Genomic DNA, 21,729 nt, shown 5'->3' on the forward strand with positions numbered 1-21,729 from the left:
CGACATGACGACCACCACCACGACCACCACGGCCGAGCCCGTGCTGGAAGCGACCGGAGTCACCATGCGCTTCGGCGGTCTGACCGCCGTGCGCTCGGTCGACCTCACGGTGCGGGCCGGCGAGATCGTCGGCCTCATCGGCCCGAACGGTGCGGGAAAGACCACCTTCTTCAACTGCCTCACCGGTCTGTACATCCCCACCGAGGGCAAGGTCAGCTACAAGGGCTCGGTCCTGCCGCCCAAGCCGCACCTCGTCACCAAGGCCGGTGTGGCCCGGACGTTCCAGAACATCAGGCTCTTCTCCAACATGACGGTCCTGGAGAACGTCCTCGTCGGACGGCACACCCGGACCAAGGAAGGCCTCTGGTCGGCACTGCTGCGCGGCCCCGGCTTCAAGAAGGCCGAAGCCGCGTCGCACACACGGGCCATGGAACTCCTGGAGTTCATCGGGCTCGACCACAAGGCCGACCACCTCGCCCGCAACCTGCCCTACGGCGAACAGCGCAAGCTGGAGATCGCCCGGGCACTCGCGAGCGACCCCGGTCTGCTGCTCCTCGACGAGCCGACGGCCGGCATGAACCCGCAGGAGACCCGGGCGGCCGAGGAGCTCATCTTCGCCATCCGGGACCAGGGCATCGCCGTACTCGTCATCGAGCACGACATGCGCTTCATCTTCAACCTGTGCGACCGCGTCGCCTGTCTCGTCCAGGGCGAGAAGCTCGTCGAGGGCACGCCCCAGGTCGTCCAGGGTGACGAGCGCGTCGTGGCCGCCTACCTGGGAACGCCCTTCGAGGGTGAGCCCGGCGCGGCGGAGGCGGCCGAGGTCGAGGCCGCCGAGGCGCAGGGCAACACCAGCACCACCAGCACCACCAGCCCGGAAGGGGACGCCAAGTGACCGCACTTCTGGAGGTCGAGGACCTCAGGGTCGCCTACGGCAAGATCGAGGCCGTCAAGGGCATCTCCTTCAGCGTCGAGGCCGGCCAGGTCGTCACTCTCATCGGCACCAACGGTGCCGGCAAGACCACGACACTGCGGACGCTGTCCGGACTGCTGAAGCCCGCCGGAGGGCGGATCGTCTTCGACGGCAAGCCGCTCACGGGAGTTCCCGCACACAAGATCGTGTCGCTGGGCCTCGCCCACTCCCCCGAGGGCCGGCACATCTTCCCGCGTCTGTCGATCACCGAGAACCTCCAGCTCGGCGCGTTCCTGCGCACCGACAAGGCGGGCATCGAGAAGGACATCCAGCGTGCCTACGACCTGTTCCCGATCCTGGGAGAGCGCAGGAAGCAGGCCGCCGGAACCCTCTCGGGCGGTGAGCAGCAGATGCTGGCGATGGGCCGCGCGCTCATGTCGCAGCCGAAGCTGCTGATGCTGGACGAGCCCTCCATGGGTCTCTCCCCGATCATGATGCAGAAGATCATGGAGACCATCTCCGAGCTGAAGTCCCGGGGCACCACCATTCTTCTGGTGGAGCAGAACGCCCAGGCGGCTCTCTCGCTGGCGGACTACGGCCATGTGATGGAGGTCGGCGAGATCAAGCTCACCGGCACGGGCGAGAGCCTGCTGCACGACGAGAACGTCCGCAAGACGTACCTCGGCGAGGACTGACCCACCCGCACCCGCACAGAGAAGGGCCCGCACCCCGGGATCAGGGGGTGCGGGCCCTTCTCGTACGTACTGCGCGGGGCGTACGGCAGCCAAGAGGCCGGGATCTACTGCCCCTTCGCCGCCTTCTTCTCCTCCGCGTCCTCGATGACCGCCTCCGCCACCTGCTGCATCGACAGCCTGCGGTCCATGGAGGTCTTCTGGATCCAGCGGAACGCGGCGGGCTCCGTCAAGCCGTACTGCGTCTGCAGAATGCTCTTCGCGCGGTCCACCAGCTTGCGCGTCTCCAGCCGCTGCGAGAGATCCGCGACCTCCTTCTCCAGCGCCTTCAGCTCCGTGAAGCGGGACACCGCCATCTCGATCGCCGGGACCACGTCGCTCTTGCTGAACGGCTTCACCAGGTACGCCATCGCCCCGGCGTCCCTGGCCCGCTCCACGAGGTCGCGCTGCGAGAACGCGGTCAGCATCAGCACCGGCGCGATGGACTCCTCGGCGATCTTCTCCGCCGCCGAGATGCCGTCCAGGACCGGCATCTTCACATCGAGAATGACGAGGTCGGGCCGGTGCTCCCGGGCGAGCTCGACCGCACGCTGTCCGTCGCCGGCCTCACCGACGACCGAGTAGCCCTCTTCCTCCAGCATCTCCTTGAGGTCGAGACGGATGAGGGCCTCGTCCTCCGCGATCACGACGCGGGTGGTCAGCGGGGGAACGTGCGACGCGTCGTCGTCGGCGGGGGGCTGGGGCGAGTCGGGGGCGGTCACGGGACTCCTCTTTGCAGGGCAGCTACAGCTCCTCCGAGCCTACCCAGCTGAACCGGCGGGCGGTCACCGGGTACACTCCCACAAGCGAAACCGGCCGGGTTGGTGGAACGGTATACACGGAGGTCTCAAACACCTCTGCCCGAGAGGGCTTGCGGGTTCGAGTCCCGCACCCGGTACGCCTGGACAAGTGGATGTTCCCGTTCGCGTGGAACATCCACTTTTTGCTGCCCAACGACATCCGCTGTCGCGCAGAGTAGTCGCATGAGAGTCCATGGCACTGATGTGCGCCGGAAAGCCTTGTCGCTCCTCCACGGCGGAGCCCGGAACGCGGATGTGGCGCGCCGGCTGGACGTGCCTCTCGGCACCGTCGCGTACTGGCTCCACCGGGACCGGGCCGAGCGCGGTGCATGCCCGGGCTCGCACAATCCGGAGTGCCCTCGATGCGACGACCGCGCCCTGGACGGGAGTGCGTACGCGTACCTCCTGGGGCTCTATCTCGGCGACGGGCACATCAGCCACTACTCGGGGCATCGGGTGCCCAACCTCATGATCACCTGTGGGGACGCATGGCCCGGCCTCATGGACGAGGCCGAGCGTGCGATACGCACCGTCTTCCCCGAGAACGGGGTGTGCCGCGTCCGCAGGACGGGCTGCCACAACGTGAAGGTCTACTCGAAGCACCTGACGTGCCTCTTTCCTCAGCACGGAGCCGGCAAGAAGCACGAACGCCGCATCGCCCTCGAAGACTGGCAGCAGGCGATCGTGGACCGGCATCCGTGGGAGTTCGTCCGCGGTCTGGTCCACTCCGACGGCTGCCGGAACATGAACTGGACCACCCGCCTCGTGGGCGGTGAGGTCAAGCGCTACGAATACCCGCGCTACTGGTTCACCAACGTCTCCGACGACATCAGGCAGCTGTACACCGACACCCTCGACACGCTCGGAGTCGAGTGGAAGCACTGCACCCGGGCCGGGAGGCCGTACAACATCTCCGTCGCCCGCCGGGCATCCGTCGCCCTCATGGACCAACACATCGGGCCGAAGTACTGAGCAGCGCGCACTCCGGCCCGTGCCACCTACTTCGGGCTGTCGTCCTCGCCGATGTGGTGCACGCGCACCAGGTTCGTCGAGCCCGCGACACCCGGCGGCGAGCCCGCCGTGATCACCACGATGTCGCCCTTCCGGCAGCGGCCGATCTTCAGCAGCTCCTCGTCGACCTGGGCCACCATCGCGTCCGTGGAGTCGACATGCGGGCCGAGGAAGGTCTCCACTCCCCAGGTGAGGTTGAGCTGGGAGCGGGTGGCCGGGTCGGGGGTGAAGGCCAGCAGGGGGATCGGGGAGCGGTAGCGGGAGAGCCGCCTGACCGTGTCGCCGGACTGGGTGAACGCGACCAGGAACTTGGCGCCCAGGAAGTCGCCCATCTCGGCGGCCGCGCGGGCCACCGCGCCGCCCTGGGTGCGGGGCTTGTTGCGGTCGTTCAGCGGCGGAAGGCCCTTGGCGAGTACGTCCTCCTCGGCCGCCTCGACGATGCGGCTCATGGTGCGGACCGTCTCGACCGCGTACTTGCCGACGCTCGTCTCGCCCGACAGCATCACGGCATCCGTGCCGTCGATGACGGCGTTGGCCACGTCGGAGGCCTCGGCGCGGGTGGGGCGGGAGTTCTCGATCATCGAGTCCAGCATCTGCGTCGCCACGATGACCGGCTTCGCGTTGCGCTTGGCGAGCTTGATCGCGCGCTTCTGGACGATCGGGACCTGCTCCAGGGGCATCTCGACGCCCAGGTCGCCGCGGGCGACCATGATTCCGTCGAACGCGGCCACGATGTCGTCGATGTTGTCGACGGCCTGCGGCTTCTCGACCTTGGCGATGACGGGGAGCCGGCGCCCCTCCTCCTTCATGATGCGGTGGACGTCCTCGATGTCCTTGCCGCTGCGGACGAAGGAGAGGGCGATGATGTCCGCGCCGATCCGCAGGGCCCAGCGGAGGTCGTCGATGTCCTTCTCGGACAGGGCGGGGACGGAGACGGCCACACCGGGGAGGTTGAGGCCCTTGTGGTCGGAGACCATGCCGCCCTCGATCACGGTGGTCGTGACCCGGGGGCCGTCGACGGCCGTCACTTCGAGGGCGACCTTGCCGTCGTCGACGAGGATGCGCTCACCCGTGGTGACATCGGCGGCGAGTCCGTCGTAGGTGGTGCCGCAGATGTGGCGGTCGCCCTCCATCGGCTCGACGGTGATGACGAATTCGTCCCCGCGTTCAAGCAGTACGGGGCCTTCACGAAAGCGTCCGAGGCGAATCTTCGGACCTTGAAGGTCGGCGAGGACACCGACGCTGCGGCCCGTCTCGTCGGACGCTTTGCGTACGCGCTGATAGCGCTCCTCGTGCTCGGCGTAGGTGCCGTGGCTGAGGTTGAATCGGGCAACATCCATTCCGGCCTCGACCAGTGCCTTGATCTGGTCGTACGAGTCGGTGGCGGGCCCCAGAGTACAAACGATTTTTGCTCGGCGCATGGTTCGAGCCTAGAGCTTACCGACGGGTAGGGAATTGGCCGGGCATGACTACTCAACAACCTTTACGTGAAGGCTTATTGACAAGTGTTGAATTGTGCGCGGGGGCGCTCCGATGAGCAATTGCGCCGATCGGGGCGCCCGGCCGTCACAGTGCCGGCGGCGTCATGGTGAAGCGGGCGTTGACCTGCGCATAGACCGTCTGCCGCTGCGGTTCGAGGTCGAGTGCGGGGGCCATTTCGGCGCTGTCGGCCGCTCCGTAGGCGGCCATGCGCATTCCGCCGGGGGCCGGTGGCACTCCGTAACCGACGGCGTTCTCGGCTCCGAGGTCGGCGAGTTCCACCAGCGCGGCGAGGCGTGCGCCGAGCGCCTCCGCATACTCCCGGGCGCGCTGGACGGCTTCGAGCACCGCCTGGCGGCGGGCTTCGCCGTGGGCGGGTGAGTCGGGGCGCAGCGCCCACCAGGGCCCGTCGACCCGGGTGAGGTCGAGATCGGCGAGGCGGGTGGTGAGTTCGCCGAGCGCGGTGAAGTCGGAGAGTTCGGCCGTGATGTGCACCCGGCCGTGGTAGGCGCGGATGCGTTCGGCGCGGCCGTGCCGGGTGAGTTCGGGGGTGATGGAGAAGGCGCCGGTCTCCAGTTTCTCCACGGCGTCGCCGTAGGACTTGATGAGGTCGAGGACCGCTGTGTTGCGGTGGGTGAGGTCGTCGAGTGCGGTGCGCCGGTCGGTGCCGCGTGCGCTCACGGCGACGCCGATCCGCGCGATCTCGGGGTCGAACTCCAGGCGGGCCTCGCCGCGGACGGCGACCCGCGGGGTCTCGGGGGTGCCGTACGGCGCGGCGGTGGGCGGTGCGTCGGTGGTCACGGTGGCTCCCTCGTACGGCGTGGTCGTGCCGGCGGACGTGTCCGACACTCTCGCATCCCGGGTGGTACGACCGGCAGACACCAGATCGAAACCCGCGGGGGGTGTCGCCCGGCACCGCCCCTGAGCCAGAATCTACGCGCGTTGTGCCTGTGAACCGAGAGAACGAGGGATACGAAATGCCGCTGAACCGTAGGACGTTCCTGGAGCGATCCGCCGCCGCCGGGGCCGGGGTGGCCATCGCCGGCAGCGCTGCCGTGCCCGCCGCGGCCGACGAGCGCGCCTCGGGCCGTCCGCCGAAGCGGTATTCGTTCACCGTCATGGGCACCACCGATCTGCACGGCAATGTCTTCAACTGGGACTACTTCACCGACAAGGAGTTCGACGACAAGGCGCACAACGATGTGGGCCTGGCGAAGATCTCCACGCTGGTGAACCAGATCCGCGAGGAGAAGGGCCGGCGCAACACGCTGCTCATCGACGCCGGCGACACCATCCAGGGCACCCAGCTGTCGTACTACTACGCGAAGGTCGACCCGATCACGGCCAAGCGCGGGCCGGTGCACCCCATGGCCCAGGCCATGAACGCGATCGACTACGACGCGGCTGCTCTCGGCAACCACGAGTTCAACTACGGCATCCCGGTGCTGCGCAAGTTCGAGGAGCAGTGCCGCTTCCCGCTGCTCGGTGCCAACGCGCTGGACGCCAAGACGCTGCGCCCGGCGTTCGCGCCGTACAGCATGCACCGGTTGTCCACGCCGTGCGGACGGGATGTCAGGGTCGCGGTCCTCGGGCTCACCAACCCGGGCATCGCCATCTGGGACAAGGCCAATGTGCAGGGAAAGATGGTCTTCCCGGGTCTCGAGGAGCAGGCCGCCAAGTGGGTGCCGAAGCTGCGTTCCATGGGCGCCGACGTCGTCATCGTCTCGGCTCACTCGGGCTCCAGCGGTACCTCGTCCTACGGTGACCAACTGCCGCACATCGAGAACGCCGCCGGTCTGGTCGCCGAGCAGGTGCCCGGTATCGACGCGATCCTGGTCGGTCACGCGCACACCGAGATCGCCGAGTACTTCGTCACCAACAAGGAGACCGGCGCGAAGGTCGTGCTCTCCGAGCCGCTGAAGTGGGGCCAGCGGCTCACCCTCTTCGACTTCGACCTGGTGTGGGGCAAGGGCCGCTGGACGGTGGAGAAGGTCGGCGCCCAGGTGCTGAACTCGAACACCGTCGAGGAGGACCCGAAGATCACCCGGCTGCTCGGCGACGAGCACAAGAAGGTCGTCGCGTACGTCAACCAGGTCATCGGCACCTCCGTCACCGCGATGACCACGGCCGACGCGCCGTGGAAGGACGAGCCGATCATCGATCTGATCAACCACGTCCAGCAGGAGACGGTGAAGGCGGCGCTGGCCGGCGGCCAGTGGGCGGCGCTGCCGGTGCTCTCGCAGGCGTCCTGCTTCTCGCGGACCGCGGCGATCCCGGCCGGCAACGTGACCATCAAGGACGCCGCCGGGCTGTACCCGTTCGAGAACACACTGGAGGCGCGGCTGCTCACGGGTGCGCAGCTGAAGGACTATCTGGAGTTCTCGGCGCGGTACTACGTGCAGACGCCGGCGGGTGGCCCGGTGGACACGGCCAAGCTGACGAACGCCGACAACACGCCGGACTACAACTACGACGCGATCTCGGGTCTGACGTACGAGATCGACATCGCGAAGCCGGCGGGCTCGCGGATCGCCGCGCTGTCCTTCGACGGCAAGCCGATCGACCCGGCGGCGCAGTTCGTGCTCGCCGTGAACAACTACCGGGCGAGCGGCGGCGGCAACTTCCCGCATGTGGCGGGCTCCCAGCAGCTGTGGGCGAACTCGGAGGAGATCCGCAACACGATCATCACCTGGGTGACGGCGAAGGGCACGGTGGATCCGGCGCAGTTCGCTTCGGTGGGCTGGAAGCTGACGCGTGAGGGTACGCCGGTCTTCTGACCGTCCGCGTGTCAGGAGGCGTTCAGTTTCCCTGGGCGAGCGGGGTGAGTTCCATCGCCTGCCCGGGGACGCTGGGCGCCTCCCGGCGTTCCAGGCCGAAGCTGGTGAAGGCCGTACGCCGGGGCATGGGGTAGGGCTCCTTGCCGGTCAGGGAGTTGAGGATGCCGGCGCTGCGCCAGGCGGCGAGGCCGAGATCGGGCGCGCCGACTCCGTGACTGTGCTTCTCCGCGTTCTGCACATACACCGAGCCGGTCACCGATTCGTCCAGGACGACCTTGAACTCGCCGTCGACGCGCGGCCGGCCGGAGGCGTCACGGCGGATGTACGGGTCCAGTCCGGCGAGCATCCGGTCGACGGAGCGCTCGCGGTAGCCCGTGGCCAGGACGACGGCGTCGGTGGTGAGGCGGGAGCGGGTGCCCTGCTGGGCGTGTTCCAGGTGGAGTTCGACCTTGGTGGTGGCGACCCGGCCGGCGGTACGGACGCCGACACCGGGGGTCAGGACGGCGTCGGGCCAGCCACCGTGCAGGGTCCGGCGGTAGAGCTCCTCGTGGATGGCCGCGATGGTGTCGCCGTCGATGCCCTTGTGGAGCTGCCACTGCTGCGGGACGAGCCGGTCGCGGGTCTGCTCGGGCAGGGCGTGGAAGTAGCGGCTGTAGTCGGGGGTGAAGTGCTCCAGGCCGAGCTTGGAGTACTCCATGGGCGCGAACGCCTCGGTCCTGGCCAGCCAGTGGAGCTTCTCCGCGCCGGCGGGGCGGGCCCGCAGCAGGTCGAGGAAGACCTCGGCGCCCGACTGTCCGGAGCCGATGATCGTGATGTGTTCGGCCTCCAGCAGCCGTTCCCGGTGGTCGAGGTAGTCCGCGGAGTGGATCACGGGGACGGTCGGGGCGTCGGCGAGCGGGCGCAGCGGTTCGGGGACGTACGGCTCGGTGCCCACGCCGAGGACGATGCTGCGGGCGTAGCTGCGGCCGAGTGCCTCCGCCTCGCCGTCGGCGTCGAGCTGGGTGAAGTCGACCTCGAACAGGGCGCGTTCGGGGTTCCAGCGGACGGCGTCGATCTGGTGGCCGAAGTGCAGGCCGGGGAGGTTGTCGCTGACCCAGCGGCAGTAGGCGTCGTACTCGGCACGCTGGATGTGGAACTTCTCGGCGAAGTAGAAGGGGAACAGCCGCTCGCGGGCGCGCAGATAGTTCAGGAAGCTCCAGGGGCTCGCCGGGTCGGCGAGGGTCACCAGGTCGGCGAGGAAGGGGACCTGGAGGGTGGAGCCGTCGATCAGCAGGCCGGGGTGCCAGCTGAAGGCGGGGCGCTGTTCGTAGAAGGCGGTGTCGAGCCCGCCGTGGATGCCGTCGGCGAGGGCCGCGAGGGACAGGTTGAACGGGCCGATGCCGATGCCGACGAGGTCGAGGGGCTGGGTGTCCCCCCAGGCTCCCCCGGGGTTGTGGGACGGTTCGGGTGCGGGCGTACCGGTCATCGGTGGGTGCTGCCTTCCACGAGTTCGAGCAGTTCTTCCAGGTCGCCGGTTGTGGCGTGCGGGTTCAGGAGCGTGGCTTTGAGCCAGAGGCGGCCGTCGGCGCGGGCGCGGCCGAGCACGGCACGGCCTTCGGTGAGCAGGACGCGGCGGATCCGCGCGGTCTGCTCGTCGTCGGCCGCGACGGGCCGGAACAGCACCGTCGACAGGGCGGGGCGGTCGTGGAGCTCCAGGTGGGGGTGCCGGTCGACGAGGTCCGCGAGCTGCTGGGCGGCGGCGCAGACGCGGTCGACGAGCTCGCCGAGTCCGGCGCGGCCGAGGGCTCGGAGCGTGACGGCGACCTTGAGGACGTCGGGCCGCCGTGTCGTGCTCAGGGAACGGCCGAGCAGGTCGGGCAGTCCGGCTTCGGTGTCGTCGTCGGCGTTGAGGTACTCGGCCCGGACGCCGAGCGGTCCGAGACGGGACCGGTCGGGCACCGCGAACACCCCGGCGGCGACGGGCTGCCAGCCGAGTTTGTGCAGGTCGACGGTGACGGAGTCGGCGCGGTCCAGTCCTTCCAGCAGGCCGCGGTGCCGGTCGCTGAAGAGCAGCGGACCGCCGTAGGCGGCATCGACGTGGAGCTCGGCGCCGTGGCGTGCGCAGAGGTCGGCGATCTCGGGCAGAGGATCGATTCGCCCGGTGTCGGTGGTGCCGGCGGTGGCGACGACGAGGCAGGGGCCCGGGAGGTCGGTGAGCGCCTCGTCGAGACCGGCGGGGTCGAGCACACCGGATCCGGCGGGGACGGCCACCGGCTCGGGCAGTCCGAGCAGCCAGGCGGCCCGGTGCACCGAGTGGTGGGTGGCGGCGCCGCAGATCACCTGGACCGCGCCGTGGCGTTCGCGGGCGAGCAGCAGCCCGAGCCTGTTGGATTCCGTGCCGCCGGTGGTGAACAGGGCGTCGGGAGCGGGTGCCGCGGGATAGACCTCGTGGGCGAGTGCCCGGGCGACGGCGGTCTCCAGCTCCGACGCGGCGGGTGCCTGGTCCCAGGAGTCCATGGAGGGGTTGAGCGCGGAGGCGGCGAGATCGGCTGCGACGGCGAGCGCGAGGGGCGGGGTGTGCAGATGCGCCGCACACAGCGGGTCCGCGGGGTCGGCGGCGCCGTGCGTGAGGGCGCGCACGAGGCTGCGCAGGGCCTCCTCGGCACCGGTGCCCTGCTCGGGGAGAACGCATGCGGCGGCCTCCCGCAGCCGCGCGGCTACGGGCACGGGCCCACCGGGCGGCAGGGGCCCACCGCGATCGGCGGCGCCGTCCCGGAGCGCGTCGAGCACGACGTCGAGCAGGGGCCGCAGGGCGTCGGGACCTGTGGTTCCTCCCGCGAGAGGCGGCGTACTCATGGAGGGTCCTTCGCGTGTCGCCGGGCCGGCACCCCGGGATGACGAGGGTGCGCACGATGCTCAACGACGGGGAAGGGCAAGGGGTATTGGCGCGGGTGGCAGGTGGGGGCGCGCGCGGGGATACGGCGCGCGACGGGTGTGCGGGGAGGCTGCCCGCACACCAACCCGCCACCGGCAGGCCGGGCTTCGCGCCACGGCGCACCGAGGCGTCAACGCGCGACCATGCCAAGCGGGTTCACAGCGCTGCGCGTTCACGGCCGGGCGGGTTCACGGCTGGGCGCGCGTTGACGGCCGGGCGGGGTCACGGCCGGGCGGGTTCACCGGCTGCGACTCCACGCACGGGCCGCAACCGGGACACCGAGCGTCGCAGCGGGGGCGGCGCTTTCGCGCCCGCGACCGCGGCGGCGGTTCACCGACCGGCGTCCCGAGGCAACACCTCGCGCCCGGGGCGCTGCCCTGGGGAGGCAACGCGGGGCGGCACCCGGCGCGGCACCCGGCGCGTCCCGCCGCCCGGTCGGCTCCGAGGATCACCCGCGGCGGGCACTCCCACCGCGCGACCGCCACGCCCGGGCGCACCGGGGGCAGAAACGGCCGGGGCGCCGATGTCGGCCGAGCACCCGCGACGGCCACGCGGGGTTCACCGCGCACCGACCCGCGACCGGCCGGTGGGGGCGCGCCCGGCAGCGCGCCCCCTCGCCCGCGCCTATCCTTCCTGCACCGACAGCGCCCTGCGCACATCGTCCAGCTGGTCCGCAAGCTTGCGGCGCAGGGCCGGGATCATGTCCGCGTCGCGCAGACAGCGTTCGCCCAGTTCCAGCGTCTGCGCGTCGACGGCGTGCAGCGGGAACGCGTACCGGCCCGCCGCCTCCGCTATCGCCGGGCCGCGGCGGCCGGCGAGGGCGACCGCGTCGTCGAAGTACCGCGCCACGTACTCCCGTACGAGGTCGGCCTGTTCGGGCTGCCAGAAGCCCTGCGCCGTGGCGGTGAACAGGTAGTTGGAGAGCGTGTCGGAGATGAACAGCCGCTCCCACGCGGCCTCCTTCGCCTCCGGTGTGGGCAGCGCCGCACGGCAGCGGGCCGCGCCCTCCTGGCCCGTCGCGCTCGGGTCGCGGTCCAGTTCGGCCGCGATCGCGTTCTCGTCCGTCTCGCCGAGGACGGCGAGACGGTAGAGGATGCGCCAGCGCAGCTCCGGGTCGAGCTCCGGTCCGCCGGGGACGCTGCCGTCGGCGAGCCATTCCTGGATCGTCTCGGGCTGGGCGGCCGCGTCGATGAAGTGGCGTACCGCGGTCAGGCGCAGTCCGGCGTCGCTGCCGTCCTCGGTGCGGCGCAGCAGGTCGCGGCAGATGTTCCTGATGGCGCTGAGCGCCGCCGGGCGCTCGTCCGCGGGCGAGAAGCGGTCGGCGATCTGACCGGCGGCGAACGCGAGCACGCCCTGCACCACGGCGAGGTCCGACTCGCGCGGCAGATGGGCGCGGGCGGCCTCCAGATAGGCGGCCGGGGCGAGATCGCCGTCGCGGACCATGTCACGGGCCGCGTTCCACACGACGGTGCGGGTCAGCGGGTCCGGGACGGCGGACAGCGAACGGACGGCGGTGTCCCAGGAGGCCGGGTCGAGACGGACCTTGGCGTAGCTGGAGTCGCCGTCGTTGAGGACGACGAGGGCCGGGCGCCGGCCGGGGCGGGAGCCGTTCTCGCTGTGCGGGACGTCCAGTTCGAAGCGGTCGCGCAGGACGAGGGCGGAGGCGTCCACGGGGTCGGCGTCGTACGCGCCGACGGCGATGCGGTGCGGGCGGCTGCCGTCCTGGGCGACGGTGAGCGACCAGGTGCCGTTCGACTCGGTCACGGTCGAGGTGAGGGTGTCGACGCCGGTCGTGCGCAGCCAGGACTCGGCCCAGCCGTGCACGTCGCGGTCGGTGGCCTGGGCGAGGGAGTCGATGAAGTCGGCGAGGGTGGCGTTGCCGAATTTGTGGCGGGCGAAGTGGGTGTTGATGCCGGCGAGGAAGTCCTTCTCGCCCATCCAGGTGACCAGCTGGCGCAGGGCGGACGCGCCCTTGGCGTAGGAGATGCCGTCGAAGTTGAGCATCGCGGACGCGGTGTCGGGGACGGCGTCCGGGTCGGGTGCGACGGGGTGGGTGGAGGGCCGCTGGTCGGCGTCGTAGCCCCAGGACTTGCGGCCGATGCCGAAGTCCACCCAGGTGTCGGTGAAGCGGGTTGCCTCGGTGAGGGTCTGGTAGCCCATGTACTCGGCGAAGGACTCGTTCAGCCAGATGTCGTCCCACCAGCGCAGGGTGACCAGGTCGCCGAACCACATGTGCGCCATCTCGTGGGCGATGACCATGGCGCGGGTCTGCCGCTCGGTGTCGGTGACGGCGGAGCGGTAGACGAACTCGTCGCGGAAGGTGACGAGTCCCGGGTTCTCCATCGCACCGGCGTTGAACTCGGGCACGAAGGCCTGGTCGTAGGAGTCGAAGGGGTACGGCTCCTCGAACTTCTCGTGGTATCGGTCGTAGCACTGGCGGGTGATCTCGAAGATCTCGTCGGCGTCCGCGTCCAGGTGGGGGGCGAGCGAACGCCGGCAATGTATGCCGAAGGGCAGTCCCGCGTGCTCGGTCAGGACGGAGTGCCAGGGGCCCGCGGCGACGGCCACGAAGTAGGTGGCCAGCGGCGGGGTGGGGGCGCAGGACCAGCGTCCGTCGCCGAGGTCGGTGGCGACGGAGTTGCCGAGGACCTTCCAGCCGGCGGGCGCGGTGACGGAAAGCTCGAAGACGGCCTTGAGGTCGGGCTGGTCGAAGGCCGGGAAGACGCGCTGGACGTCCTCCATGAAGAGCTGGGTGTAGACGTAGGTCTCGCCGTCGGTGGGGTCGGTGAAGCGGTGCATGCCCTCACCGGTGCGGGAGTACCGCATGCTCGCGTCGAGGTTCAGCTCGTGCTCGCCGGCGCTCAGGCCACGCAGCGCCAGCCGGTTCCCGGTGAGCGTCTCGGGGTCGATCGGCTGTCCGTCCAGGGTGACGGAGCGCAGGACGTCCGGCTTGATCTCGACGAAGGTGTCCCCGTCCGCCCGCGCGGTGAAGTGGATGACGGTACGGGAGTCGAAGGTCTCCTCCCCGGTGGTCAGATCGAGGTCGATCGTGTACCGGTGGACGTCGAGGAACTGGGCACGGGTCTGCGCTTCGTCGCGCGTCAGGACGGACATGAGGGCCATGCTGCCTGATGGGCCCGCTCCCGCACACGGGGTATCGGTTGCGCTGAGAGCGCACGCCCCGCCCGGTGCGCCCGCCCCGGGTCGTCTCCGCGGCGCGACGTCCGGGTCGGCGGCGCCCGCTTCAGGTCATGCCCGCGGCGCGACGTCCGGGTCGGCGGCGATCGTCTCGTGGTGGCGGATCACCTCGGCGATGATGAAGTTCAGCAGTTTCTCGGCGAACGCGGGGTCCAGTCTGGCGCTCTCCGCGAGCTGGCGCAGCCGCTCGATCTGGCGGGCCTCGCGGTCCGGGTCGGCGGGCGGCAGATGGTGCTGGGCCTTGAGCCGGCCCACCTGCTGGGTGCACTTGAAGCGTTCGGCGAGCATGTGGACGACGGCCGCGTCGATGTTGTCGATGCTCTCGCGCAGGCGGTTCAGCTCGGCCCGCACGTTCTCGTCGATGTCCCTGGTGGTCATGGTCAGCGAGCTTACGACGATCACGTGGAGATCGTCGGGGGGTGTTCGGGGTCCGGGATGCGGTTGCTCCAGCCGCCCGGCACGGCGCGTCCCTGCTGGGCGCGGAAGCGGACGGGCGCGGTTCCGACACGGCGGGTGAACAGCCGGGAGAAGTAGGCCGGGTCCTCGTAGCCGACGCGGCGGGCGACGGCGGCGACGGGGAGCTCGGTGGCCACGAGCAGTTCCTTGGCCCGGCCGAGCCGGATGCCGAGGAGGTAGTCCTTGGGGCTGCACCCGGCGCCCCGGCGCACGGCGGCGCGCAGCTCGGCGGGGGTCATGCCGTGGCGGGCCGCGTGCTCGGCGACCGACAGCGGCTGGAAGGCGTCGCGGGCGAGCGCTCCGAGTACGGGGTCGCCCGCGGCGTTGGTGTCGGCGCGGGCGCGGCGCAGGGCGACGAGGAGTTCGTGCACGGCGGCGCCGGTCTCGACCTCCAGGAGCGGATTGCCGCGGCGGGCGGCCCGGGCGATGCGCCCCACGGCGGCGCGCGGGGCGGCGGTGTCGGAGAGCGGGACGACCGGCCGGTGGGGCTCGATGTAGCCGAGTTCGGTGTAGGTGGCGGTGGCGGGTCCGGAGAAGTCGACGAAGCTCTCGTCCCAGCCGCCCGACGGGTCGGGGCCGTAGTGGTGGGGCACTCCGGGCGTGAGCCACAGCAGGGCGGGCGCGGTGACGGCCGTGCGCTGTCCGTCCGGCTCGCGAAACCAGCCGCTGCCCGCGCTGATCACGACGGCGACATGGTGGTCCAGGGTGCGGGGCCCGACCGTGGGCAGCAGGCCGTGCTGGAGTCCGACGCCGAGGCAGACCAGGCCGAGCCGCTGGTGCACGGGACCGGGGGTGAAATAGCGCATCCAGGTGTGGTACATCCGCTTTCGTCCTCTCCCTGGCCCGCCATCAGCCTGCGCGTGCGTCCAAACAGCGCCGATCTTTGTCCATGGATTCCTCCGCCGCCAGGGGGCGATGGTGAGCCGGGCGGGGGAAACGGGCGAGGGGTGGGACGTGACGGAGTTCACGGTCGGTGACGAGGATTTTCTGCTGGACGGGCGGCCGGTGCGGCTGCTGTCGGGCGCGCTGCACTACTTCCGGGTGCACGAGGGCCACTGGGACCACCGGCTCGCGATGCTGCGGGCGATGGGCCTCAACTGTGTGGAGACGTACGTCCCGTGGAACCTCCACGAGCCGGCGCCGGGCCGCTACGCCGACCCGGAGGCGCTGGGGCGGTTCCTGGACGCGGCGCACCGGGCGGGGCTGTGGGCGATCGTGCGGCCGGGGCCGTACATCTGCGCCGAGTGGGAGAACGGCGGGCTGCCGCACTGGCTGACGGGCCGCCTCGGCCGGCGGGTGCGCACCGACGACGCCGAGTATCTGGGGCATGTGGAGCGCTGGTTCACCCGGCTGCTCCCGCAGGTCGTGGCCCGGCAGGCGGACCGCGGCGGCCCGGTGATCATGGTGCAGGCCGAGAACGAGTACGGCAGTTACGGCACCGACGCAAGCTATCTGCGCCATCTCGTGGATCTGCTCGGGGGCTGCGGGGTGACCGTGCCGCTGTTCACGTCCGACGGGCCCGAGGATCACATGCTCACCGGTGGCTCGGTGCCGGGTGTGCTCGCGACGGTGAACTTCGGGTCGGGAGCCCGGGAGGCCTTCGCGACCCTGCGCCGGCACCGTCCCGCCGGCCCGCTGATGTGCATGGAGTTCTGGTGCGGCTGGTTCGACCACTGGGGCAAGGACCACTCCGTACGCGATCCGGCGGATGCGGCCGGGGCGCTGCGGGAGATCCTGGACGCGGGGGCCTCGGTCAACGTGTACATGGCCCACGGCGGCACGAGCTTCGCCGGCTGGGCGGGGGCGAACCGCTCGGGCGAGCTCCAGGACCAGGACCTCGAACCGACCGTGACCTCCTACGACTACGACGCGCCGATCGACGAGTCGGGCCGTCCCACGGAGAAGTTCTGGCGGTTCCGCGAGGTCCTGGAGCCGTACGGGGACGGCCCGTTGCCCGATCTGCCGCCGGAGCCCACCGTGCTGGGCGCCGTGGCACGGGCGGAGTTCGACGGCTGGGCGCCGCTCGGTGACGTCCTGGAGGTGCTCGGTGACGAGGAGAGCGAGGGCCCGGTGCCGCCCACCTTCGAGGAACTGGGCGTGGACCGCGGCCTGGTCCGCTACCGCGTACGGATTCCGGGACCCCGCCGGCCCTACCCGCTGCGCGTGGCGGGCCTGCGTGACCGGGCCGTCGTGTTCGTCGACGGGGCCCTGGCGGGGGTGCTCGGCGGGGAGAACGAGGCGCTGGCGGAGACGGTGGCGGGGCCCGCGGACGTGGAGCTGTGGGTGGAGTCGCTGGGGCGGGTCAACTACGGGCCGCGGACGGGCGAGCCGAAGGGGATCACCGGCGGGGTGCTGCACGAGCGCCAGTATCTGCACGGGGTGCGGGCCGGTGCGCTGCGGCTGGACGCGTTCGGTGCGGCGGCGGTCGCGAAGGTGCCGTTCCGGGCGGCCGGTGCGGGTGCGGCGGGTCTGTACCGCGGCTCGGCCGTCGTCGAGCATCCCGGGGACGCCCGCCTCGAACTCCCCGGCTGGACAAGGGGGTTCGTCTGGGTGAACGGCTTCTGCCTCGGCCGCTACTGGGCGAAGGGGCCGCAGCACTCGCTCTTCGTCCCCGGCCCGGTGCTGCGGGCGGGGACGAACGAGGTGTGGGTGCTGGAGCTGGAGGGGGCGGGAGCTTCGGCCGGGGTCTTCAGCCCGGTGTGACGCCCCGGTCGGTGATGCGGTCGAGAACGTCCCGGTAGACGGAGCGCTTGTCGGGGCGTGTGTGGTCCAGGGCGTGCCGCAGGGCGGGGACGGCGGGTGTACCCCACAGGGTGAGCCCGTCGGCGGCCGCCGTGCGGACGACGGGATGCGGGTGCTCGAGCAGTCCGGTCACCACGGGGATCGCGGGCGTCCAGCGCGCGTGGCACACCGACCGGATCGCCATGCGCGCCGCGTCCGGCTGCGGGTCGTGCAGCAGCACCGACACATGACCGAGGTGGGTCTCGCGGTCGAAGACCGCCCGCGAGGTCCGGTAGGCCTGGAGACGGACCTTGGTCCGGGGGTGCTCCAGCAGTGCGCCGATCACTTCCCGCAGTCCGCGCTCCTCCTCGGCGGCCGGTCCGGTGTGTTCCGCCGAGGCCGGACCTTCGTGTTCCTCGATCAGCCGCAGGAGGGCCCGGCGTATCTCGTCCGGGGAACCGGTCTGCGCCAGGGCGGGCAGTTCGGCGCGTGCCGCGGGCCGCCGAGGCCGCGCCGTCGCGGGGCGTTCGCGGAGCGCCGCGAGCGCTGCGGCGTCGTCGCGTGGGGCGTCCGGGCCGCGCAGCGGGCCGTCCACCAGGCGGAGTTCATCGGCGAGATCGGCACGCCCTTCCGCGCGCAGCCGGGCGTCGAGACGGGTCAGTGCGGGTGTGCGGAGCAGGGGCCGCCCCGCGAGCAGGTCCAGGTATCCCCAGGCGCCGGCGGCGAGCCGGTCGTCGAGGTGTCCGGCGAGGACGTCGGCGGGGACCCTGCGCAGGGCGCGTGCGGCCTGCGGACGGATCGCGGCCGGACCGCGCTCCCACCACCCGAGGAGCAGCGGGAGCAGGTTCGTCAGGTCGTCCGGGTCGAGCAGCAGCGCCAGGGCCACCGCCCGGTCGGGCAGGGTGCCCTCCGCGCTCAACTCGGCCGCGTCGAGGGCCGGCAGGGCGTCGGGGGCGGGCAGTACGGTCACCCGGCCGCGGAGATACGCCCGTAGGACGTCGAGCCGGACGCCGGGTTCCGGCCAGTCCACGAGTGCCCGGGCGGCGGCCTCCCGACGGTCCGCCTCGGGCGCGTCCAGCATGGTCAGCAGGCGTCGTCGCAGGGCCGCCGAACGCGGCTGGTCGAGATCGTCGCCGTGCACGGTCCGCGGGACGGACGCGGGTGCCGCGGCCGATTCGGAGATGGTCCACGGCGGGGCGCCGAGGGGCTGGAGTTCGGTCATCCGGTCGATGAGCGCGGCCCGGACCTCGGGTACGGCGCCGGCGTGGGCGTCGATCAACGCGGCCAGCAGCTCCCGTGAGCCGGGGGCGTGCGAGGAGCGGCGGAACTCCTCCAGGCCGTCCGACGTCTGTACGGCGGCGTCCAGTGCGGCCCTCCAGGCCGGGTTCCCGGCCTGTTCGGTGGGCGGCGGCACGGCGAACGCCTCGCGCAGCACGGCGGTTTCGGCCTGCCAGGGGTCGCCGCCGAGCCGGGCGGCGGACAGCGCCGAGTCGAGGTCGGAGCGGACGAGTACCGCTCCGCAGCGGCGCAGCAGAGCGAGGGTGACGCGGCCGGCGCCGGGGGTCGGGGGCAGGGCGCGTACAGCGGCGGCGACCACCGGCCGCTGGGCCGCGGGCAGTTCGGGAGCGACGGCGTCGAGTACGGCGAGGAGGCCGGCCGGGTCGGCATCGGATGCCTGGGTGAGCTGATCGAGGAGGACATCGGTGGACCGGGCGAAGGCCGTCCGTTCGGCGGGCGTCCACGGCGCGGGGCACAGGCTCAGGGTGAGTCGCAGGATCCGGCCGCGGGCGGCCGGGCCGGGCGCGGACGCGGCAAGCCGCAGCCAGTCGCCGAGCAGGGGCCGCAGTTCGCGCAGCCGGCCGAGGGGCGGCGGCTCCTGGCGTTCGGCGATCCGCAGGGCGATCGCGGGGTCCCAGCCCTCGGCCAGCAGGGAGGCGGCCTCGGTGTCCGTCGCCTCCTCCGGTCCGGGTCGGCGGTCGGGGGCGACGACACCGTGCCGACCGGCCGCCCCAGCGATCTCGGCGAGCGTCCCGGACGCGAGACGGATGCGGCCGGTCATCGCCAGGGCGAGCAGCACCGGGGACACCGGAGACTGCTGGGCATCCAGGGCGAGGAGTGAGCGCGCGGGCAGGACGCCGTCGAGGCCGGCCAGCAGCAGTTCGCGGATGCGGCCGTCGTCCTCGCGCTCGGCCGCGGCGATCAGCGTCGCCGGGTACGCGTCGCCGAGGACGGCGCGCAGCGCCTCGGTCAGGGAGGCGCGCAGGCCGGGGTTGTCGTGACGGCCCAGCCAGAAGAGCAGCTTCGGCACGGCCTCGGGACCGCCCGCGCGGACCAGGACCTCGGCGGCCGTCTTCTTGATGTTCATGGTGGGGCGGTCGAGACAGGCGGCGATCGCGCCTGCCGCCCAGCGTGCCCCGGCTTGTCCGAGTGCCAGCAGTGCCTGCCGTACGGTCTGGATGTCCTCGGCGGCGGTCAGTGGGATCAGGGTCGCCGAGAGGGCGCGGGCGTCGGTGCCGGAGGTGTCGCGGGCGAGCAGGGCGATCACCTGCTTGCGCACGTGCCGGTCGCGGTGGCGCAGAAGGCGGTGCACATGAGGGCGGGTGCGGGCGCGGGGCGCCCGGAGGAGGACGTCGAGCAGGACGGTCCGCTCGCCGTCTGACAGCCCCGGCCGCTCCAGCAGATCGAGGGCGAGGGTCGCGACGAGCGCGTCACCGGCTTCCCGGGGGCCCGCCGCGTCGAGCAGGCACACCGGGCGGATGCCGCCCCGGGTGTGCAGCCGGCCGCCCAGGGCGTGCAGGGCGTCCAACACCTCCTGGGGGACGGCGGGTTCGCCTCCCGGCCGGGGGTCGTACCGGGCTTCGGCGGGCGGCCGGCTGTCGTACCGGGCTTCGGCGTACCGGGCTTCGGCGGGCGGCCGGCTGTCGTACCGGGCTTCGGCGGTCGGCTGGGGGGAGGCGGGCTCTCGGCCGTCCGGGTCTCGGCCGTCCGGGTCCCGCGCCTCCGCCACCTCCGCGACGATGCGCAGCAGCAGGTCCGCGAGGACGGGCAGGGTCGCGGCGTTGCCGTTGGCCGCCAGCCGGCACAGCGCCGTCACCGGCCGCGCGGGGTCGAGATGCGAGCTGAGGAGCGCCAGTTCGCGGTCGTCGGGGCCGCCGAGGTCGGCCGCGACGCGGGCGGGCAGATCGGTGGGGTCGAGCCGGCCGAGGATCCGGGTCCGCAGCTCCGGGTCGTCGTTGAGCAGCCACAGCACCTCCAGGGCGTGGTGCCGCACGGCGCGGAGATGAGGCACGACGACAGAGACGTCACCGTCTCCGTGGGGGCCCGCCGCCGACTCCAACTCCTGCTTCCCCAGACCGATTCCCTGAGCGAGTACCTCAACCGTCCGCCGGCCGCCGATGGCCTCCAGCGTGCGCAGGGCGGCTTCGGGGGCGGAGGGCAGGAGACCGAGCACCGTCTCTTCCGCGTCCGTGTGCCGCAGTGCGCGGATCGCGTCGAGGAACGGCTCCGGCCTCGCGGCGAGCGGCAGTTGGCGGGTGACCGCTTCACCGACCGGCAGATCCCCCGCCCCCTGGGCGGCCAGCGCGACCAGCAGATCGAGCCGCCGCGGGCTCCGGTCGTCGGGTGCGGTGTCCGTCAGTTCCCGGAGCACCGCCCGCCGGCAGGTGAAGAGGACCGTCGCGACCTCGTCCGCCGGAATCGAGTGGTCGGTGAGCGCGAGAGCGACGATGGCGGAAACGTCCTCGTCCTGCGCGAAGTGTCCGCGCCGGTGCAGTCCGCTCAGACAGGCCAGGACCGGCCCGCCGAGCAGCAGCGGGTCCGTTCCTGCCAGGGCCGTCAGCGCTCCGATGTCGTCGCGTTCGGCCAGGTCCCCGAGGAGTTCCAGGCTCCGTCGCCGCAGTGCGGGCGGTAGCCCGGCGTCCTCGGCGGCCTGCCGCAGCAGGTCCGCGTGTCCGTGCCGGGCCGCCGCGGCGAGCGCGGTGGCGGCCACCTCGGGCCGGGCCGCGCACGCCACGGCGGTGAGGAACGGTGCCAGGCGCGGCAGCGGGAACGGTTCGAGCGCCGCCCACGGCTCGGCGAGTTCGCTCAGCGCGCCGGCCACGACGCCGTCGCCGGTGGCGCCGAGCAGGGCCGACAGCCGGGCGCGCACCAGCGACGGCCTCAGCAGTCCGGCGTGCAGCCCTTCGCGGAGCAGACGCAGCGCCTCCCCCTGCACCACGGGGTCGTCGGTGTCCGCCAGTTCGGTGACCAGCCGCTCGGGCCCCTGGGCGTCCAGGGCACATGTCTCCCGCAGGGCCTGGTACAGCAGTTCGTCCCGCGGCTGCGTCCGTACGGTCTCCGGACGGTGCAGCAGCTCGGCCCGCAGCCAGGCGATCCGCACCGGCATCGGCAGCCCCGCCGTCCGCCAAGCGGGCCACCTCCGCGCGGGGACGTGCCGTCCGAGGCGCCCGTACAGTTCCGCCTGGACGAGCGCCGCTTCCGGCGCGGCCGCCACGGATACGGGCAGCAGCCCCGCGAGTTCGGCTCCCTCCGCCCCCTCGTCCCACCGGGCCGAGGTCACCCGCTCCCGCAACAGCACCAGGCCCAGGTGGCCGGTGTGCGGGTCGGGGTGCCCGATGAGCCGGGCGAGGACGGACGGCGCGCACACCAGAGGGTCGATGTGACGAGCCGCTCCGCTCTCGCCCCGGCTCGGGTCCTGCCGGGGTGCTTCGTCGGCCGGAGTCGTCATCGT

At 72.0% G+C, this 21,729-nt stretch carries 14 protein-coding genes and 1 tRNA gene; 6 read left to right on the forward strand and 9 right to left on the reverse strand.

Annotated elements, in window-relative coordinates:
* Positions 1-4 precede the first annotated feature (4 nt).
* Together ACFWU3_RS02650 and ACFWU3_RS02655 are read left to right on the forward strand one after the other, a co-directional pair.
* Positions 5-895 carry an ABC transporter ATP-binding protein gene (locus ACFWU3_RS02650; RefSeq protein WP_384430271.1) on the forward strand — a complete coding sequence of 297 codons (891 nt, stop codon included), beginning with the start codon at positions 5-7 and terminating at the stop codon, positions 893-895.
* Positions 892-1,608: an ABC transporter ATP-binding protein gene (locus ACFWU3_RS02655; protein WP_313946962.1), complete on the forward strand. Its 717-nt coding sequence runs from the start codon at positions 892-894 to the stop codon at positions 1,606-1,608. The genes ACFWU3_RS02650 and ACFWU3_RS02655 overlap by 4 nt, the downstream gene beginning before the upstream one ends.
* 104 nt (positions 1,609-1,712) lie before the next feature.
* On the opposite strand, the gene ACFWU3_RS02660 is transcribed toward ACFWU3_RS02655, so the two are convergent.
* Positions 1,713-2,366 (reverse strand): ANTAR domain-containing response regulator, encoded by a 654-nt coding sequence (locus ACFWU3_RS02660; RefSeq protein WP_384430032.1) that lies wholly within the window; start codon positions 2,364-2,366, stop codon positions 1,713-1,715.
* A gap of 93 nt (positions 2,367-2,459) precedes the next feature.
* Between ACFWU3_RS02660 and ACFWU3_RS02665 the strand changes: the two genes are divergently transcribed.
* Both ACFWU3_RS02665 and ACFWU3_RS02670 read left to right on the forward strand, forming a co-directional pair.
* Positions 2,460-2,542 (forward strand) — tRNA-Leu (locus ACFWU3_RS02665).
* Between the two features lie 85 nt (positions 2,543-2,627).
* Positions 2,628-3,416 (forward strand): helix-turn-helix domain-containing protein, encoded by a 789-nt coding sequence (locus ACFWU3_RS02670; RefSeq protein WP_384430035.1) that lies wholly within the window; start codon positions 2,628-2,630, stop codon positions 3,414-3,416.
* 26 nt (positions 3,417-3,442) lie between these two features.
* Here the strand turns inward: ACFWU3_RS02670 and pyk are convergent, their stop codons facing one another.
* Positions 3,443-4,876 carry a pyruvate kinase gene (gene pyk, locus ACFWU3_RS02675; RefSeq protein WP_384430038.1) on the reverse strand — a complete coding sequence of 478 codons (1,434 nt, stop codon included), beginning with the start codon at positions 4,874-4,876 and terminating at the stop codon, positions 3,443-3,445.
* 145 nt (positions 4,877-5,021) lie between these two features.
* On the reverse strand, positions 5,022-5,735 hold the full coding sequence (locus ACFWU3_RS02680; protein WP_384430041.1) for an SIMPL domain-containing protein: 714 nt from the start codon (positions 5,733-5,735) through the stop codon (positions 5,022-5,024).
* Between the two features lie 176 nt (positions 5,736-5,911).
* Between ACFWU3_RS02680 and ACFWU3_RS02685 the strand changes: the two genes are divergently transcribed.
* On the forward strand, positions 5,912-7,711 hold the full coding sequence (locus ACFWU3_RS02685; RefSeq protein WP_384430044.1) for a bifunctional metallophosphatase/5'-nucleotidase: 1,800 nt from the start codon (positions 5,912-5,914) through the stop codon (positions 7,709-7,711).
* Between the two features lie 22 nt (positions 7,712-7,733).
* Here the strand turns inward: ACFWU3_RS02685 and ACFWU3_RS02690 are convergent, their stop codons facing one another.
* From ACFWU3_RS02690 to ACFWU3_RS02710, 5 genes are all read right to left on the reverse strand, one after another.
* Positions 7,734-9,176 carry a lysine N(6)-hydroxylase/L-ornithine N(5)-oxygenase family protein gene (locus ACFWU3_RS02690; RefSeq protein ID WP_384430046.1) on the reverse strand — a complete coding sequence of 481 codons (1,443 nt, stop codon included), beginning with the start codon at positions 9,174-9,176 and terminating at the stop codon, positions 7,734-7,736.
* Positions 9,173-10,546 carry a pyridoxal phosphate-dependent decarboxylase family protein gene (locus ACFWU3_RS02695; RefSeq protein WP_384430049.1) on the reverse strand — a complete coding sequence of 458 codons (1,374 nt, stop codon included), beginning with the start codon at positions 10,544-10,546 and terminating at the stop codon, positions 9,173-9,175. Before ACFWU3_RS02695 ends, ACFWU3_RS02690 begins: the two co-directional genes overlap by 4 nt.
* Positions 10,547-11,249: 703 nt before the next feature.
* Entirely contained in the window at positions 11,250-13,739 is a 2,490-nt protein-coding gene (gene pepN / locus ACFWU3_RS02700; protein ID WP_384430052.1) for an aminopeptidase N, read from the reverse strand.
* Between the two features lie 135 nt (positions 13,740-13,874).
* The gene (locus ACFWU3_RS02705; protein WP_384430274.1) at positions 13,875-14,201 is read right to left on the reverse strand and encodes a chorismate mutase; all 327 of its coding nucleotides are present in this window, start codon (positions 14,199-14,201) and stop codon (positions 13,875-13,877) included.
* 20 nt (positions 14,202-14,221) lie between these two features.
* Entirely contained in the window at positions 14,222-15,100 is an 879-nt protein-coding gene (locus ACFWU3_RS02710) for a helix-turn-helix domain-containing protein (RefSeq protein ID WP_384430055.1), read from the reverse strand.
* A gap of 133 nt (positions 15,101-15,233) precedes the next feature.
* Between ACFWU3_RS02710 and ACFWU3_RS02715 the strand changes: the two genes are divergently transcribed.
* Positions 15,234-16,982, forward strand: coding sequence for a beta-galactosidase family protein (locus ACFWU3_RS02715; protein ID WP_384430058.1), 1,749 nt, complete (start codon positions 15,234-15,236; stop codon positions 16,980-16,982).
* On the opposite strand, the gene ACFWU3_RS02720 is transcribed toward ACFWU3_RS02715, so the two are convergent.
* The gene (locus ACFWU3_RS02720; RefSeq protein ID WP_384430061.1) at positions 16,969-21,726 is read right to left on the reverse strand and encodes a HEAT repeat domain-containing protein; all 4,758 of its coding nucleotides are present in this window, start codon (positions 21,724-21,726) and stop codon (positions 16,969-16,971) included. The genes ACFWU3_RS02715 and ACFWU3_RS02720 overlap by 14 nt on opposite strands.
* Positions 21,727-21,729 lie beyond the last annotated feature (3 nt).

Source organism: Streptomyces sp. NPDC058685, from assembly GCF_042714725.1.
Lineage (GTDB): Bacteria > Actinomycetota > Actinomycetes > Streptomycetales > Streptomycetaceae > Streptomyces.